General features: G+C 64.7%; 11 protein-coding genes and 8 pseudogenes. 10 read left to right on the top strand and 9 right to left on the bottom strand.

The annotated features are described in order from the left end of the window. The first annotated feature begins 10 nt into the window (after window positions 1-10). The gene (gene virB11 / locus V5F48_RS20165) at window positions 11-1,024 is read left to right on the top strand and encodes a P-type DNA transfer ATPase VirB11 (RefSeq protein WP_394025556.1); all 1,014 of its coding nucleotides are present in this window, start codon (window positions 11-13) and stop codon (window positions 1,022-1,024) included. Between the two features lie 314 nt (window positions 1,025-1,338). Here virB11 and V5F48_RS20160 read toward each other — a convergent pair. From V5F48_RS20160 to V5F48_RS20140, 5 genes and pseudogenes are all read right to left on the bottom strand, one after another. Beyond that, window positions 1,339-1,965 (bottom strand): annotated as a pseudogene (locus tag V5F48_RS20160) (chromate transporter); the annotation flags it as partial. Window positions 1,966-1,999: 34 nt separating this feature from the next. Further along, window positions 2,000-2,335 (bottom strand): annotated as a pseudogene (locus tag V5F48_RS20155) (transposase); the annotation flags it as partial. Between the two features lie 219 nt (window positions 2,336-2,554). Beyond that, window positions 2,555-3,601 (bottom strand): AI-2E family transporter, encoded by a 1,047-nt coding sequence (locus V5F48_RS20150; protein ID WP_394025603.1) that lies wholly within the window; start codon window positions 3,599-3,601, stop codon window positions 2,555-2,557. A gap of 67 nt (window positions 3,602-3,668) precedes the next feature. Further along, window positions 3,669-6,992 carry an efflux RND transporter permease subunit gene (locus V5F48_RS20145; protein WP_394025557.1) on the bottom strand — a complete coding sequence of 1,108 codons (3,324 nt, stop codon included), beginning with the start codon at window positions 6,990-6,992 and terminating at the stop codon, window positions 3,669-3,671. After that, window positions 6,989-8,065, bottom strand: coding sequence for an efflux RND transporter periplasmic adaptor subunit (locus V5F48_RS20140; protein WP_394025558.1), 1,077 nt, complete (start codon window positions 8,063-8,065; stop codon window positions 6,989-6,991). The genes V5F48_RS20145 and V5F48_RS20140 overlap by 4 nt, the downstream gene beginning before the upstream one ends. 255 nt (window positions 8,066-8,320) lie before the next feature. Between V5F48_RS20140 and V5F48_RS20135 the strand changes: the two genes are divergently transcribed. The 3 genes from V5F48_RS20135 (at window position 8,321) to V5F48_RS20125 (ending at window position 10,448) form a co-directional block, all read left to right on the top strand. Then, window positions 8,321-8,992 (top strand): CerR family C-terminal domain-containing protein, encoded by a 672-nt coding sequence (locus V5F48_RS20135; RefSeq protein ID WP_394025559.1) that lies wholly within the window; start codon window positions 8,321-8,323, stop codon window positions 8,990-8,992. Between the two features lie 66 nt (window positions 8,993-9,058). Further along, entirely contained in the window at window positions 9,059-9,667 is a 609-nt protein-coding gene (locus tag V5F48_RS20130) for a hypothetical protein (protein ID WP_394025560.1), read from the top strand. A 52-nt stretch (window positions 9,668-9,719) separates the two neighbouring features. Then, the gene (locus V5F48_RS20125) at window positions 9,720-10,448 is read left to right on the top strand and encodes a sll1863 family stress response protein (RefSeq protein ID WP_394025561.1); all 729 of its coding nucleotides are present in this window, start codon (window positions 9,720-9,722) and stop codon (window positions 10,446-10,448) included. Window positions 10,449-10,524: 76 nt separating this feature from the next. Here V5F48_RS20125 and V5F48_RS20120 read toward each other — a convergent pair. Further along, window positions 10,525-10,689 (bottom strand): annotated as a pseudogene (locus tag V5F48_RS20120) (transposase); the annotation flags it as partial. Further along, window positions 10,667-10,801: pseudogene (locus tag V5F48_RS20115) on the bottom strand (transposase); the annotation flags it as partial. The pseudogenes V5F48_RS20120 and V5F48_RS20115, both read right to left, overlap by 23 nt. Before the next feature lie 9 nt (window positions 10,802-10,810). Here V5F48_RS20115 and V5F48_RS20110 point away from each other — a divergent pair. From V5F48_RS20110 to V5F48_RS20085, 6 genes and pseudogenes are all read left to right on the top strand, one after another. Next, window positions 10,811-11,101, top strand: a complete 291-nt coding sequence (locus V5F48_RS20110; RefSeq protein ID WP_394025562.1) for a hypothetical protein — start codon at window positions 10,811-10,813, stop codon at window positions 11,099-11,101. Continuing rightward, window positions 11,101-11,388: pseudogene (locus V5F48_RS20105) on the top strand (ABC transporter permease subunit); the annotation flags it as partial. The gene V5F48_RS20110 and the pseudogene V5F48_RS20105, both read left to right, overlap by 1 nt. Before the next feature lie 511 nt (window positions 11,389-11,899). After that, window positions 11,900-12,166: pseudogene (locus V5F48_RS20100) on the top strand (transposase); the annotation flags it as partial. A gap of 607 nt (window positions 12,167-12,773) precedes the next feature. Beyond that, window positions 12,774-12,902 (top strand): hypothetical protein, encoded by a 129-nt coding sequence (locus V5F48_RS20095; protein WP_348842176.1) that lies wholly within the window; start codon window positions 12,774-12,776, stop codon window positions 12,900-12,902. 124 nt (window positions 12,903-13,026) lie between these two features. Next, window positions 13,027-13,313 (top strand): annotated as a pseudogene (locus tag V5F48_RS20090) (zincin-like metallopeptidase domain-containing protein); the annotation flags it as partial. Beyond that, window positions 13,313-13,606, top strand: a pseudogene (locus V5F48_RS20085) (hypothetical protein); the annotation flags it as partial. The pseudogenes V5F48_RS20090 and V5F48_RS20085, both read left to right, overlap by 1 nt. Before the next feature lie 41 nt (window positions 13,607-13,647). On the opposite strand, the gene V5F48_RS20080 reads toward V5F48_RS20085, so the two are convergent. Beyond that, window positions 13,648-15,306 (bottom strand): long-chain-fatty-acid--CoA ligase, encoded by a 1,659-nt coding sequence (locus V5F48_RS20080; RefSeq protein WP_394025563.1) that lies wholly within the window; start codon window positions 15,304-15,306, stop codon window positions 13,648-13,650. 65 nt (window positions 15,307-15,371) lie between these two features. Next, window positions 15,372-17,132, bottom strand: coding sequence for an acyl-CoA dehydrogenase (locus V5F48_RS20075; protein ID WP_394025564.1), 1,761 nt, complete (start codon window positions 17,130-17,132; stop codon window positions 15,372-15,374). Window positions 17,133-17,148 lie beyond the last annotated feature (16 nt).

Below are 17,148 nucleotides of genomic sequence, written 5' to 3'. Positions count from 1 at the left end.
GGGGAGGGGGATGACAGAAGGAGCAGATGTCGGCGTCGTCCGCGACCTGCTTTTCCCTCTCGCGCAATTCCTCAGCGACGAGACGCTCTACGAGATCGTGATCAACCGCCCAGGCACCGTCCTCACCGAGGGTCCCGACGGGTGGCGCACGCACGCAACGCCGGATCTCACGTTCGAGAAACTGATGCGGCTCGCGCGGGCCGTAGCGAGCTATTCGCACCAGGCGATCGACGAAGCTCACCCACTGCTCTCAGCCACCCTGCCCGATGAGCATCGCATCCAGATCGTCATTCCACCCGCCACCCCTAAAGGCACGGTGAGTATCACGCTCCGCAATCCCTCCGCGGTCGCGCTGACGCTCGACGATCTCGAAACCGCCGGCCTCTTCTCGGAAGTCAGTCCGATCCCCGACGAGCTCTCGGCAGCCGACGCCAGGCTGCTCGAGCTATACCAAGCCGGAAGCTACATGCCGTTCTTGCGGGAGGCGGTGCTCGCTCGAAAGAATATTATCATTTCGGGCGCGACGCGGTCCGGCAAGACCACGCTCTCGAAGGCGCTGATCCAACATATCCCCGAAGACGAACGGCTGATCACCATCGAGGACACGCCCGAACTCGTGATCCCGCAGGATAACCATGTGCGGCTGTTCTATTCGAAGGACGGGCAGGGGCTGGCCAAGATCGGGGCGAAGGAGCTTTTGGAGGCATCCTTGCGTATGCGTCCGGATCGCGTCCTGCTGCAGGAGCTCCGCGACGGCACCGCCTTCTATTACATCCGCAACGTGAATTCAGGACATCCCGGCTCGATCACCACCGTGCATGCCGATTCCGCCAGGTTGGCGTTCGAGCAGCTTACGCTGCTCGTGAAGGAATCTGATGGTGGGCACGACCTCGAGCGGAGCGATATCCGCGACCTGCTGAAGATCGCGATCGACGTCATCGTTCAGTGCAGGAGAGCAGGGGGGCGATTTCGTGTGTCAGAGATCTATTTCGATCCGCATCGGCACACCGGACCAGAGATGTAGCGCGAGGAGCTAATCGGAGGGTCGAATACTGTTTCATTGATCGAAGAGCTGTTCGTCACTTCGGCATGCTTTCGCGCGCTATCCGAGATACGCCATGGGCGAATCCAAGATATTCATCCAGAATTTGGCTTCTAAAATGGCAAAGCATCGATCTTTGCACGGTTTGAGATTTGACTTCCATCCTAGGCCTACCGCTTTTTTTGGCAGCAGTGCGACGGATACCTAAATAGCAGTGTGACCGGCTCGCCTATGCCAAGTACCCCAAAGCTTAGCAGTGCCATCAAGCCTTTTAAGCCCCATCGTGAGGTGAGGCGTCAGCCTATCAGATGCCGAAGCGCCACGCCTGCCAGTGCACAACCTGCCAGGGTTGGCAACATTCCAATCTCAAACCGGAGCATAGCGACCATCGCCGCAAGGGAAAGAACAGCCGCCCGCCAATCGACGGTGTCGGGAAAAGGAAGGTCCACGCCGATGCCGAGAAACCAAACCGTTCGGACTTCGCGGAACACGACGTGGAGCGCGAACCAGAGGGCGAGATTCATGATCACGCCGACTACGGCCGCCGTGATGGCGGACAAAGCCGCCGATATGGCCCGGTTGCTGCGCAGCGCCTCGACATAGGGCGCCCCGAGGAAGGTCCAGAGGAAGCACGGCGCGAACGTCATCCAGGTGGTGAGGAGGGCGCCGAGGCATCCGGCGAGACGCGGATCGAGCGACCCCGGCGTCCGGACGGCGGCCAGGAAACCCACGAACTGGAGCACCATGATGAGGGGACCGGGGGTGGTCTCCGCGAGGCCGAGGCCGTCCACCATTTCCCGGGGGGCGAGCCAACCGAAGGTCTGCACCGCCGCCTGGGCCACGTAGGCAAGGACGGCATAGGCCCCGCCGAAGGTGACGACGGCCATGGCGCTGAAGAAGCTCCCGTTCTGCGTCCAGACGCTGGGTTCCGAGCGGCGGCGAGCGCCGAGAAGCTCCCCCCTTTTTGCCGTTCGCCCCCTGCTGGTGGACGCGGATGGTGGTGGAATCGAGCATCTGGATGTCGCCGTCGTAGGCCTTCGACACCGCATCGAAGATGGGATCCCAGACGCCGATCTTCCGCCATCGCACGAAACGGTTGTAGCAGGTTGTGGAAGGCCCGTAGCGTTCGGGGATGTCGGCCCACGGCGAGCCCGTGCGAAGGCGCCAGTAGATGCCGTTCAGCACCATCCGGTCGTCCGCCCGAGCCACCCCGCGCGGCTTGTTCGGCAACAGCGGCTCAATGATGAAGTGAGGTGGTTCGATCGACACTTCATATACCGTCAATGGCCAAATCCGCCGGCGGTAATTCCATCGGCCAGGGGAGAGGTCGTTGAGAAAAAACCAAAGATACAGTTCAGGGCGACGCGTTTGCCTCGCAGGAGTGGCCATAGCCACGGAGTTTGGATAATTGGCCGCGGTCTCGGGGCTGCCATGCACGCGGGTCCTGCATGGCCCTCAACCGGGGCCCGAAGTGGGCTGGCGGTGAACGTCGAACCGCGCTGTACCGCAAGCCTACGGTTCGTCATGGTTGAGAAGTGACCAGACAGCAACGAACAGAGCGACGATCAGCGGGCCGAGGACAAATCCGTTCATGCCGATCAACGAGAGCCCGCCCACAGTGGAAATGAGCACGGCGTAGTCCGGCAGCATGGTGCCCTTCCCCACCAAAGCTGGCCGCAGGACGTTGTCCACCGTGCTGATCACCAGCGTGCCGATCACGAGCAGGATGGCGCCCTTCAGATAGGCGCCGGTCAGCAGCAGATAGGCGGCCGCTGGCACCCAGACCAGTCCGGCGCCCACGGCGGGGAGGAGCGAGAGCACGGCCATCAGGACGCCCCACAGGAGCGCGGCCTGGATCCCCAGCATCCCGAAAGTGACTCCGCCGATGGCGCCCTGGATTGCGGCGATGGTGACATTGCCCTTGACTGTGGCCTTCACCACCGAGGTGAACTTCTCGAGCAACTGGTCGGTTTCGCGCGCGCCGAGGGGGCTGGCTTTGCGGATACGGGCGGCAAGGGCTACGCCATCGCGGAACAGGAAGAACAGCAGGTAAAGCATCACCCCGAGGCTGATGATGAACTGGGCCGTGTTCTGCCCGATGATGACCGCCCTGTTGGCGAGGGTCTGGCTGAATTCGAGGAGGAACGATGTCAGCCGGGTCTGGAGCTGAGCCATGTCGCCGAGATCGAGCGCGGCAAGGGCCCTCCAAACGAAGGACGGCAGCACCCCCTGGAGCTGCGCGAGCATTGTGCCTGGATCGAATTCGCGCGTGCCGATGCGGGTGTAGAGGCTGGCGGCTTCGTTGGCGAGGGCGGCGAGGATCAGTGTGCCGGGGATGACGACGACGCAGACGCAGGCCAGGACGCTGAGTGCCGCCGCGAGGTTGCGCCGGCTGCCGAGCCGGTTCTCGAGCCCGCGTTGGAGCGGATCGAACAAGATCGCCAGGATGACCGCCCACAAGATCGCGCCGTAATAGGGCGATAGCAGCCAGAGGAACGCCACCGTCACGAGGACGATGGTGGCGAGAAAGGCGAACTCCTGGATCTTCGTCCGCGACATGAGCGGTACAGGCCCCATGGTTGCAGACATCCTGTCTGGCCTATTCGGATCCGGCGTGTCCGAGCCGTCAACGTGTGGCTTCGACCTTCGGTGTGTCTTTTCGAGTTTCGGTTTCGGTGCCGCGCATCCGCCGCCGAGCGTCGAGATCATAGAGGATGGGAACGACGAACACGGTGAGCGCCGTGGATACCACCGTTCCGAAAATCAGGGAGATGGCGAGCCCGCCGAAGACCGGGTCCGTCACCATGATCGCCGAGCCCAGGATGATGGCGAGCGTGGTGAGAAGGATCGGGCGCAGGCGCACGGCTCCGGCCTGCCGCACGGCCACATCGAGAGGCATGCCGTGCTTCAGATTGTCCTGGATGAAGTCGATGATCAGCAGCGAGTTGCGGATCACGACGCCGGACAGGGCGATGATGCCCACCATGGAAGTTGCCGAGAAATCCGCCCCCACCAGCCAGTGGCCCGGGAAGATCCCGATGATGCCGAGCGGTACTGACGACATGGCGATCATGGGAATGAGGAACGACCGATAATAGGCCACGAGCAGGAAGTAGACCATGAGCAGGGCGCCGCCCAGGGCCACGCCCATGTCGCGGTAGATGTCGAGGGTCATGCGCATCTCGCCGCCCCACAGGAGTTGGTAGCCACCGATGGTGTCGGGCACGTCCTGGACGAAGCCGAGATTGCCGGTGCGCAGCGGCTGCCCGTCCGGCGCCGTGATGCCGGAAAGGCGCCGCTGCAGGTCCAGCACGGCGTAGAGCGGCACCGAGGCGGAGAGTTCCGCGCCGACGAAGGTCACCTTTTCGTTGTCGCGATGGAGGATGGGGCGGTCCGCCTCCGCGGGGATCACTGTCACCAGTTCGGAAAGCGGCACTGGCCTCCCATCCGCATTGTCGACGAAGACGCGGTCGAGCCGCGTCGGGTCCACCTCGAAGCGGCGGGGCACGAAGGCGCGCACATCCACCGGGTCCTTCTCGTCCGGCAGATGGGCGCGGCTCAGCACCTTGCCGCCGTAGATGAGGGAGAGGGCCTCGGCGATCTGCGCCGTGGAGACCTTGGAAAGGGCGGCCTTCTCCTTGTCCGGCACGATGCGGTGCTCCCGCACGTCCTCCGGCTCGGTGTCGATGAGATCGACCACGTCGTAGGTTTCCGTGAAGGCCTTGCGCACCCCGGCCGACAGCGCCCGCAGCCCCTCGGAATCCGGGCCGTAAATCTCGGCGAGGACGGTCGAGCGCAGCGGCGGGCCGGGTGGGTCCTCGACCAGGGAGACCTGGGTGCCGGGATAGGCCCTCGCGAGGGCCTCCACCTTGGGTCGCAAATCGCGCACGATGTCGATGGAGCTTTCCGACCGGTCGTGCTTGTCGGTGAGGTTCACCCGGATCTCGGCGATGTTGCTGCCGACGCGGCCAGCCGTGCCCTTGAACAGGCCGTTGAAATCCTCGACGCCCGCCTGCCCGATCCAGCTCTGGGTGTTGGCGACCTGCGGCTCCGTCGCGAGCAGCGCCATGATCTCCCGCGCGAAGCGGTCGGTGACCTCGATCGGCGTCGTCTCCGGTGTCTTGATGACGACGTTGAACGTGTTCTTGTTGTCCTTCGGCAGGAAGCCGAGGGGCACGCCCAGCGCCGAGACCGGGCCGGCGACGCCGGACGGGCGAACGAAGTGCCAAGCCCCCTGCATCATGGAGGCGATCATCAGGACGAGCACGGCCGCGGCGAAGATACGGCGGACGCCGCGCCGGTGCTGGAGGGGCGCGATGAGGCGAAGATAGAGGCGCTCCATCCACCCCGGCTCGCCGTGATGCGCGGCTTCCGCGTGGGCGTCCTCCTCCTGCACCTCATGGCGGTGGAGCCACCGGTTGGCCGCCCAGGGCGTGACGATGTAGGCCACGAGGACGGATGCGGCCATGGCGATGGGCACGTTGTAGGCGATGGGATAGAAATATTCGCCCGGCATGTCGGTGACGAAGAACAGGGAAGCGAACACCAGCATCACCGCGAAGGTGGCGAGATTGGTGGCGTTGCCGATTTCGTTGGTGGCCTCGACCGTCATCTTCTCCTTGCTGGCGCGGGAGCGCTTTGCGCCGTAGTGGCGGTGGATGTTCTCGATGACCACGATGGCCGCGTCCACCAGGAGGCCGAGGGCGAGGATGAGGGCGAACAGCGTCACGCGGTTGATGGTGACGCCGCCGAGAAGGTCGGCCGCAAGGGTGATGGACAGGATGAGCGGCACCGTCACCATCACAATCAACGCCTCGCGCCAGCCCAGGAAGAAGATCAGGACAAGCCCAACCGTGGCGAGGGCGATCAGGAGGTGCTCGAGCAGAAGGTTCACGGCGGCATCGGCCTTCTCGCCGTCGTCGCGGGTGACCACCGCCTGAACGTCCTTCGGCACGAACGTCGCCTGCATCTGTGTCACCCGGTCGATGACGGCGTTGGCCACTGTGACGGCATTGGCACCCTTCTTCTTGGCCACGGCGATGGTCACTGCCGGTAGATCTGCCGCGTCCGGTCCACCGAAGCGCGGGTCGCCGGGGCCGAAGGAAAAGCGGCTCAAGGTGGAGAGTTCAGGCGGGGGACCATCGGTCAGCGTCGCCACGTCGCGCACATAGACCGGGCGGCCATCATGGATGGCCACGATCTGGTTCAGCACGTCGTCCGCGGAGGTGAAGTCGGCTGAAAGCTTGATGGCCTCCACCTTTCCGCCGCGCACGGTGGGCGCAAGGGGCACGGAGAGGTTGCTGGCGCCGAAGGCCAGATAGGCCTGGCTCAGCGTCACGCCGAAGGCCTGAAGGCGGTCGGGATCGAGCTCGATGGCGATCTCTCGCGTCTGCCCGCCCTTCACCGAGATGACGGAGACGTTGTCCGTGCTGCGCAGGTGCTCCGCCATGCGTTCGGCGAGCCGCTTCAGGGCATAGTCGTCATAGCGCAGGGAGGAGAGGGTCACGGTGACGATGGGCACGTCGTCCGCATCGATGCTGCGCACGAAGGGCGTGCTCGCGTCTGCCGGCAGGCGGGCGCGGCTCGCCAGGACCCGGTCGTAGAGCTTCACCAGCGACTCTTCCTTCGGCTGGCCCACCTTGAACTGCACCTGGACCATGGCGAGGGAGTTCTGCGCCGTGCTCTCCACATGGTCGACGCCGGACATCTCGCTCATGATGCCTTCGAGCGGCCTGACGACGAGCTGCTCCACCTCGGACGCCGACGCGCCGGGCAGGCTCACCGTGATGAGGGCCGCCGGCACGATGATCTGCGGGTTCTCTTCCCGCGGGGTCTTCAGCACCGCCACAACGCCGATCAGCGCCACCGCGATGATGAAGACGATGGTGAGCTTGGAGGTGATGAAGGTCTGGGCGAGGCGCCCGGCCATGTTGAGACGCGGCGTGCTCATTTCGTCCCCGCGACCACGTTGACCGTCGCGCCGTCGCGCAGTGTGTCGGTGGCGCCGACGAGAACGGTCTCGCCGGCCGCGAGCCCGGCATTGACCTCCACGGCCTCGTCGATCTCCTTGCCGGTGCGCAGCCAGCGGAACCGCGCCGAGTTGCCGTCCAGCACGAACACCCCGTCGAGCCCGCCGCGACGCACGATGGCGGCGCGCGGCACGAGCAGCGCCGTGCGGGCGCCGAAGACGAAGTCCGCGCGCCCGAACATGCCCGGTACCAGCGCCGGGTCGGCGGGCAGGATCACGTTGATCTCGTAGCGCCGCGTGATGTCGTCTCCGGACGGTACGATGCCGCGCACGCGGCCTTGGAAAACCTTGCCCTTCAGCGTATCGATCCGCACTTGGACCGTGGCCTTCGGGTTGATCTCACTGAGCTTGCTCTCCGCGACGAAAGCCTTGAACAGGAGAACTTCGCGCGATTCCACCGTCAGCAAGGGTGTGCCGGCGGTCGCCATCTCGCCGGTGCGCCGCGTGACGGCTACCACCACGCCGTCCACGGGGCTGGTGATGGTGGCATAGCTTTTCTGGGCCCTGGCGGCGGCGAGCGCGGACTGTGCCTTGTCGAGGCCCGCCTGGGCGACATCCACGCGCACCTTGGCCTTGCGCAAGGTTTCAGCGGCGACGGAGCCCGTGACGGCGAGCTTGGAATATTTTTCCACGTCCTGCCTGGCGTCGTCGAGATCCTCCCGGCTCGCCCGCACGCCGGCCTCCGCCTGCCGGATGGCCTCGTCGATGTCGGAGGGGTCGATGCGCACGAGGAGGTCGCCGCGCGACACCTTCTGCCCCTCGCGCACGTCGAGCTGCTGGATGAAGCCCACCACCCGCGAGGACATCGCGATGCGCCCGTCGGAGACGACTGAGCCGGGAATGCTATAGATCACCGGGACATTGGTTTCCTCGATTGGCACGGCCGATAGGCCCGTGGGCTTTTCGGAGGAAGGCTCCGCCGCGGCCGCGCCGGCCCCGGACGAGACGAACAGGAACAGGGCCGCGAGGCAGGCGGCACGGGACATCGGCGCCATGTCACTCGTCCCCCGGCCTGCTGGAGGAGCCGACTTTCCTGTCGGCGCGATGCTGCTCAGCCTGGGGGTGGACGTCCCAGAGGGCAGAGCACTGCGCCCTAAACACGGACGGCGTGGCGAAGCTCAGGGGTGACATGACTGATCCTTTTGAATCACCAACCGTGTTTTCGATCGGGAGTGGGCCGGCCATGATCGCACGTTCGGCGTCTTGATAAGTTCATTCGAATGAACTAATTGTTGGACGAGGAAAATGCAATGGCAACAGAAACCACATCGCAGAGTGGTCACGACGCCCGGAGCGCAAAAACCCGTGAGCATCTCATCGAGGCGGCGATCGAGGTCGTCGGCGCCGTGGGTTATGAGGGGGCGAGCACACGCGCCCTGGCAAAGGCCGCGAACGCGAACCTGTCGGCCATCCCGTATCATTTCGGCAGCAAGAAAGAGCTGTATCTCGCGGCGGCGCAGATGATCGCCGACTATGCGCGGGGTCGCTTCGCGGAAGTCACCGCCTTGCTGGATGAACCTGCGGACGCCGATCCGGCCAGCCGCTTCGAAAAGGCGCTCATCCACCTGCTGCACATCGTTCTCGATGATGCCGAGCCGCACTCCTGGACGTCGTTCCTGGGGCGCTGCACCTACGACAACGACGATGCCTTTGCCCTCATCCACGATCAGGCCATAGCGCCGCTGCTCGACCGCCTCATCCGCTCCGCAAGCGTAATCTCCGGACAAAAGCCCGGTGAAGCGACCTTGCGGCTGCGCATCAGCGCCATCGTCACCGCCATCATCGGCTTCCGCTTCCTGCGCGGCATCATGCTGCGCGGCATGGACGGGGAGAGCATCCAGGCCGGCTATGTCAGGCAGATGGAGGACATGGTCCGCGATCTGTGCCGCAGCGATTTTCTCCGCGCGTCGCAGCCACGGTGATCCCCGGCTGCGGCCGCCTTTTCAGGCCCCGTCATCTTAGCTTCAGCACCCGAAAGGACAGACGTCATGAGTGACCAATCCTACCCGCACGAGACCATCGTCTGGGTCAAGCAACGCCTCGACGAGCTCGATGCCATCATTGGCGAGGTGGAAAAATCCTCGGCCGAACTGGAGGGCAAGGTCCGGGCCGAGGCCGAGCAGGCTCTCGTCAAACTCAAGGAGTCCCGCCTCACCATCGGCAGGCAGTACGACCGGCTGCTCGCCGAGGCCGACGACGTGAAGCAGGGCGCCAAGGAGTTGCAGGACGCCCTCGACGACGAATGGGTCGAGGTGGAAACTTCCCTCCAGTCCTTCCTCGCGGCCGCCGCGGGCGAAGCGGGCGCGGTGCGTCGGCTCGTGGTCGCTCGAGCCGATGCGCAGCGCCAGTCGTGGGAAGCCTCGCTCCAGGCGTTCCGCGACCAGGCCACCGAGACGGTGGAAAAGGCCCGGCAGGACCTTGATGCCGCAATCCGGCGCCTGTCCGACGAGGCAGACAAGTTCCAGGCGAAGATCGGAGAAGCGAAGGACGCCGGTGACGAGTCGTGGGCGGCTGTGAAGACCGGCCTCGCTGAGGCCAGGGAGGTCCACGATCGCACGATCGAAAAGATCAAGGGCGCATTCGCCAAGCTGTTCTGAGCTTTGTGGCGCTCGGGTCCATCGGCCTCTTGAAGCCCCAGTGGAGATGAAAATGAAGACTATGCGCTCAAACATTTTCGGGCTCGCGATCCTGGTGCCCGCCCTGGCGATCGCCGGCCCCAGCGCGTTCGCCCAGGGTGCTGCGACGCCCTCTCCGGCGCAGGGGGCCGGCCAGACCTCCGTCCCCCGCCAGGCCATCCAGTGGACGCAGGACAGCCTTGCGGAAGCCGACGCGACCATCGCTGCGCTGGAGCGGGAAGCTGCCAAGCTGCAGGGTGATGCCCGTGCCAAGGCGGACGCGGCGCTCAAGACGCTGCGCGACACGCGCGATGCCTATCGGGCGCAGGCCGACGCGGCGATAGCCAATGCGAAATCTTGGACCGATGCGCAGGTGAGTGCGGCTCAGGTCGGGCTCGATGCGAGTTGGGCGGCATTCCAATCGGCACGCGATTCCTATCTGGACGCAGCCAAGGCGGACCTCGCGACGCGCCGGGCTGTGCTCCAGGCGGAATTGGAGGCTCGGCGGACAGTCTGGCTGCAATCCATCGAGGATCTGCGCACACGGGCAGATAAGGTCTCGGACGACCAACGCGCGGCCATCGAGGCGCGCATTGCCGCGCTGAAGGCGCAGGTCGATGATGCTCAGGCTAGGCTCGCGCGGCTCGAAGAAGCCTCGAGTACAGCCTGGAAGGCTGTACAGAAGAGCTACGCCGATGCCAGGGCTCTCTTTTACGAGACCTATCGTTCGATTCGAAAGGCGATCGACGACGCGTCAAAGTAGAAATGTGTGTTTCGGCGTCGACGATTGGGTCTGACGCAATTGTTGTGGAGAAGATCTAAGTGCCAGACTCGACACTCTACGAAGGATAGCAACACCTTGCGAGGCGCCTTGTCATGAGGCGAAGATTTGCGACGATGATCCAAGCTTCGGCGCTAGCGATGGTTCTCTCGACATCCTTTGTGAGCCTGCGGCAGCGCCCGAGCCAGGCGAAAGTGCGTTCAACGACCCATCGTCGCGGCAATGGCCTGCCAGAGGTCTGGAACGGTCCGTGCGGCGGCCTCTCGCAGGAGTGCCTTGAGCTTGGAGAAGGCATTCTCGATCGGGTTGAAGTCGGGACTATAGGGCGGCAGATGACGGGGCTGATGTCGCTGGGCCACGCGCTCTTCATCGGCCTCGGCGCCTACAGCGTCGCCTGGGGTGCCTCGGTGCAGGGCTGGCCGCCGCTGGTGACTTGGCCGATGGGCGTCGCCATCGCGGTGGCGGCGGCGGCCGTCATGGGCATGCTCTGCTTCCGCTACGGCCTGCGCGGCTATTTCTTCGCGATCGCGACGCTCGCCTTCAACGAGGTGGCGTTCTTCTCGGTCTCGGCCAGCGCCGCGCTCGGCCGCTCGGACGGGGCTCATCCTGCCGACCTCCTCGGAGGAGTCTGCTGATGCTGCAGTTCTTCGACAAATGGCCCTATGGGCTGATCATCGGCACGGTGCTGATCGCGGCGCTGGCGATCAGGCAGTACCTGCTGACCTCCCGCACCGGCTATTACTGGCGGGCGCTGCGCGACAACGAGGAGGCGGCGGAAGCACTCGGCGTCGATGCGCGCGCCTACAAGCTGCGCTGCTTCATGCTCAGCGCCGGCATCTCGGCGCTCTGCAGCGCCTTCTACGCCAATTACGTCGCCTTCGTGGACCCGCGCTCGATGCTCGGGATCGACCTCTCGATCCAGATGCTGGTCTATTCGATCATCGGCGGCATGGCCCTGCTCTGCTGCCGCCAGCGCATCCAGACGTTTGATGCGGGCCTGGTTCCAAGCCTTATCCTCGGCGGTACAGATGCCCTTTTCCTTCAGATTGCGCACCGCGCCCTCGTGGAAGGGGAGATCGAGCCGGGAATGACCCGATTGCTGGAGCGACCACCGGCTCATGATGGCCGTGGTCTTCTTGTAAAGGCCGTAGGTCTCGTCGAGCGCCTTGATGAACGCATAGACGTCGGCGGCGGACTTGTCCTTCAAGGTCGCCACCACCGGGTAGCGGTAGGCGGCCATGGAGATTTTCTCACCCTTCTTCAGGCCGGCGGCGATGTCCTCCTCGAAGGGGCCCATGATGGGCAGCACCTTGTGACGGGCGGCCCAGCCCTTCTTGTTGTTGGGATCGAGCGGAATCCAGCGGATGCCGCGGGGGGAATCGGCTTCGGTCGGTGCCCACGCCGGGGTCGCGAAGTCAAACATGCCCTCGGCGATCAAGGGCCGCAAGCGCCGCATCGTCACCGACACGCTTGGCCATCTGGTCGGGCTCGTCGTCCACGGTGCCGATATCCAGGATCGAGACAGGGCCGTCGAGGTCCTGAGCTCGATCCGCCATCGCTATCCCTGGTTGCGTCATGTCTTCGCCGATGGGGGCTACGGCGGCGAGAAACTGAAGGGACGCTTGACCAGGATCGGCTCCTGGACCCTGCAGATCGTCAAGCGCTCCGATCACGCCGGGGGCTTCGAGGTTTTGCCGAAGCTATTCCGGCCTTCACGACCGGCGAGTGCCAGAACTACTTCGAGGCCGCCGGATATGAACCGGTGTAAGGAGAAAATGCTCTAGATGACCTGCTGCCCTGGGCCTATGCCCCCGCGCCACTCAAGGCCGTGGCCTGAGAACGGCGGTTACGATGGGTTGGACTATGGACAAAAAGAGCAACAGCGATAGCAAGCTTCTGAACGTTACCGCTGGAAATCGAGTGTGTGTAATCTATTCTCGACGGGATGATTCGATCTCAATACACATTGAGAAAGATATGTTTGATTGAATTGCACAAGATTCGCTCGTAAATTCGGAAAATATGCTAACTCAATGCGCAGTGCATTCACAAAATGCGATTTCAACGACAGGGGCGTGGAAGGAGGCATATATGCGGAAATTTATATTTGAATCAAGTATACTGGTGCAAAAAGGAGATATGTCTATCGATCGAATTTACGTAAGCTTAATGGAGCTATGTACGAGTATAAATCGTAGTGGAACCGATTTGCTCCTAAACTTTGAAGTGGGAAGCGCGCTTCTTCGTGTTGCATGCAATGCATTTCTAATGCGCGTTGAAGCGGATGACTTGGTGGGATGTCATTCCATGAAAGTCGTGCTCGAAGGCACAGCCGTGGAAATTGCCGGTCTCAAACAATCGTCAATTCTCTGGATCGCCGCTAATTCGGTGCCATTCGCGGCATTGGCAGATCATCCGATCGTACCGAGGATCTAGCTGGCCACCGCAGCCGGCGGATCAATGCAATCTACTCTAAGCCGCTTCCCTGGCGTTTCACAAATCTGACCGCCCGGAACTGCGCGCCGAGCTTGCGCATTGCATCCTCACCCGCAAGGAACGCGCCGACCCTCGCCGCGTCGGCCGAGATCTCAGCCGCTACGCGAAGGATCATTCCGAGAGGGCGCGCGAGGAACTCGCCGAGATTGGTTCGGCGCTCCTCTGCGCGATCTCGGAATTGTCCCCGAGCTGGAACCACGGCCTGACCATGCCGCGTACCTTGGAAGCTGGCTGAAGGTCCTCGCCGATGACAAGCGGGCGATCTTCCAGGCAGCTGCGCACGCGCAGCGCGCTGTCACCTACCTGCACGGCCTGCAGCCGCAAGCCGAGACGATGCTGGAGGCGGCCTGATGTTCCGCGCTCCAATCGTCGAAGGGGATGGCGCATCGCCATCCCCGATCCGCTTGCGTGTGCTCAGCCTCGGCGCCGGCGTCCAATCCACGACCCTGGCTTTAATGGCCGCGCATGGCATCGTCGAGCCGATGCCGGATTGCGCCATATTCGCCGATACCGGCTGGGAGCCGGCATCGGTCTACGAGCATCCGCGCTGGCTGATGTCGAAGAATGTCCTGCCCTTGGCGGTCCACATCGTCACGGCCGGAAACATCCGCGACAACCTCCTCGATGCGTCGCGCGGCGAGCGTTAGCCGGGGTACTGACCAGTGCCCCGGCTAACATCGGCCGGTCAGGACCCGAGGTCCGGCGAGAGCCGCCCGATGTTTTCCAGGACGATCTGCCGGATGGCCTTCTTGGAGAGCTTGCCGGTGGCGGTGTGGGGTAGCTCGGACACGATCACCACGTCGTCCGGGATGCTCCATTTGGAAATCTTGCCCTCGTAATGGGCGCACATGTCGGCGCGGGTGAAGCTGGTGCCAGGCTTCAGCACCGCCACCAGCACCGGGCGCTCGCCCCAGCGGGTGTCGGGCTTCGCCACGATGGCCGCTTCCTGGATGGCGGGGTGTGCCTGGGCGATGTTCTCCAGGTCGATGGAGGAGATCCACTCGCCGCCGGACTTCACCACGTCCTTGGTGCGGTCCACGATCTGGATGAAGCCGTCCGCGTCCTGGGTCACCACGTCACCGGTGTTGAACCAGCCGGGCTGCTCCTCGTGGGCGGGGCTGTGGGGTGTGTTGAAATAGGCGCCGGCCACCCACGGCCCGCGCACCAACATGGCGCCGAAGCTCTTGCCGTCGCGGGGCACGTCCCTGCTGTCGGCGCCGGCCACGCGGAACTCCATGCCGAACAGGGGGCGGCCCTGCTTGCATTCGAGGGCGAGCCGCGCTTCCGGGTCGAGCGCCTCGTGCTTGGGCTTGAGGGCGGCGGCAAGGCCCAACGGACTCGTCTCCGTCATGCCCCAGGCGTGGCGCACCTTCACCCCCATCTTGTGGAAGCGGCTGATCATGATGGGCGGCGTCGCCGAGCCGCCGATCACCACGCGCTTGAGCGAGGAGAAGGCGTGGCCGTGGGCGTCCATCCAGTCGAGCAGGCCGAGCCACACGGTGGGCACACCGGCGGTGAAAGACACCCCTTCCGCCTCAAATAAAGCATGCAGGCTAGAGCCGTTGAGATTGGCGCCCGGCAGCACCAGCTTGGCGCCCACCATGGGCGCGGCGAAGGGCAGGCCCCAGGCGTTGACGTGGAACATGGGCACGATGGGGCATATCACGTCGTTGGCGGAGAGCCCCAGCGCATCGGGTGTGGCGATCGCCATGGCGTGCAGAACGCACGAGCGGTGGGAATAGAGTACGCCCTTAGGGTCGCCCGTGGTGCCGGAGGTGTAGCACAGGCCGGAGGCGGTGTTCTCGTCGAAGGTCGGCCAGTCGAAGCTGTCCGGCTCGGCGGCGATGAAGGTTTCGTAGCACTTCAGGCCCGGCAGCTTCTCGGCGAGGATGTCCGACTTGGGCATGTGCGCCTCGTCCGTCATTGCGACAACGGCCTTCAGGTCCTTCAGCTGTTCCGCCAGTTCCTCGATGACGGGCAGGAAGGTGAGGTCGAAAAACAGCACGCTGTCGCCAGCATGCTCAATGATGTAGGCGATCTGCTCGCGGAACAAGCGCGGGTTGATGGTGTGGCACACGAAACCGGAGCCGGAGACGCCGTAATACAGCTCCATGTGCCGGTAGCCGTTCCACGCCAGCGTGCCGACGCGATCGCCGGTCTTCAGGCCCATGCGGGCGAGCGCATTGGCCAGCTGGCGGCTGCGCCGGGCGAGATCCGCATAAGTGTAGCGGTGGAGGCCGCCTTCCACCGTGGCGGACACCACCTCGGTGTCGCCGTGATACGCCTCCGCATGCTTGAGGATCGAGGACAACAGCAGCGGCACGTCCATCATGGTTCCGAGCATCGCTTCCCTCCAGTTATTTGGTGTTTGTGCGTTGGTTCCGGGCGTCGGTCGTCTCGGGCAGATCTTCAGAAGGCGTCGGCCTGAAGCGCCATGAGCGCGGTCGCGCCGTGCGCAAGGGCGGCTTCCAGCCCCAGCGTCTGCGGCAGCATGCGCTGGACGAAGAACCGGGCAAGGGCGCCCTTGCGCGCCTCCACAGGCGTCGCCGCGCCGGCGGGCGGCACGGCGGCGGCCATGCGCACCCACATCCAGCCGAAGGCAACGAGGGCGAACAGGCGCAGATAGTCGGTGGCGGCGGCCCCCGCCTCCACGCCGCCGCCGGTCTCGGCGAGGCGCTGCGTGGCCCGCTCCAGCCGCGCGAGGGCCTCGGCCACCGGCGTCACCAGCCCTTCGCCCGCGGTCGGCAGCGCGGCGTCGAGCTCGGCGCGGATGAGGGTGAAGAAGCGCCCGGTCAGCTTGCCGCCGTCGAGGCCGAGCTTGCGCCCCACGAGGTCCATGGCCTGCACGCCGTTGGTGCCCTCATAGATCTGGGCGATGCGGGCATCACGCACATATTGCTCCATGCCCCATTCGCGGATGTAGCCGTGCCCGCCCAGCACCTGCTGGGAGGCGACCGCGGTCTCGAAGCCGAAATCGGTGAAGGCCGCCTTCACCACCGGGGTGAGCAGCGCCACGAGGAGATCGGCCTCGTTGCGCACCTTCTCGTCGGGATGATGATCGGCGATGTCCATCTGGAGCGCTGTCCACACCGCGAGCGCGCGCGCCGCATCGGCGAAGGCGCGCCCGGTGAGCAGCATCTTGCGCACGTCGGGATGGTTGATGATGGGAACCGGTCCCGGCGCTCCGTCCGCGCCATGGCCCTGCAGGCGCTCCTTGGCGTAGGAAACGGCCTTCTGGTTGGCCGCCTCGGCGATGCCGAGGCCCTGGACGCCGACGAACAGACGTTCCGCATTCATCATGGTGAACATGGCATTGAGCCCACGGCCCGGATCGCCCACCAGGAAGCCGGTGGCGCCATCATAGTTCATCACGCAGGTGGGCTGGGCGTGAATGCCCATCTTGTGCTCCAGGGCGCCCACGCTCATGGAATTGCGCGCGCCGAGGCTGCCGTCCGCATTCGCCAGGACCTTCGGCGAGAGGAACAGGCTGATGCCCTTCACGCCCTTGGGCGCGTCGGGCAGGCGGGCGAGCACCAGGTGGATGATATTGCCGCCGAAATCCTGATCGCCCGAGGAGATGAAGATCTTGGTGCCGGTGATGGCAAAGGAGCCGTCGCCATTCGGCACCGCGCGGGTGGAGAGAAGGCCGAGGTCGGTGCCGGCGGACGCCTCCGTGAGGGCCATGGCGCCGGTCCATTCGCCGGAGATCATCTTCGGCAGGTAGGTGGCCTTCAGCTCGTCGGAGCCATGATGGCCGATGGCCTCCACCGCACCGCGGGTGAGGCCGGGGAACAGGCCGAAAGACAGGTTCGCAGAGGACAGCATCTCGTCGAGCAGGATCTGCAGCACCCGCGGCAGGCCCTGGCCGCCATATTCGGGATCACCGGACAGCGAGCACCAGCCAGCCTCGGCGAAGGCGCGATAGGCGGCGGCGACGCCCTTCGGCGTGGTCACGACGCCGTTCTCGAGGGTGCAGCCCTCCTCGTCGCCGGGGCGGTTGAGGGGCTCCAGCACGCCGGCCGCGAACTTGCCAGCCTCCTCCATGACGCTGACGGCGAGTTCGGCGTTGACCTCCTCGTAGCCGGGCAGGCCGGCCATGAGGGCATCGAAGCCGAACACCCGCTGCAGCAGGAAGGCGATGTCCGCGACGGGGGCGGTATAGGTGGCCATGGGGCGTCCTCGGAAA

Origin of the sequence: Xanthobacter autotrophicus ATCC 700552 (assembly GCF_043194565.1) — a bacterium.
GTDB classification, from domain to species: Bacteria; Pseudomonadota; Alphaproteobacteria; order Rhizobiales; family Xanthobacteraceae; genus Xanthobacter; species Xanthobacter autotrophicus_F.
Note: the sequence above shows the minus strand (reverse complement) of the source record. Positions and strands in the feature narration are given on the sequence as shown.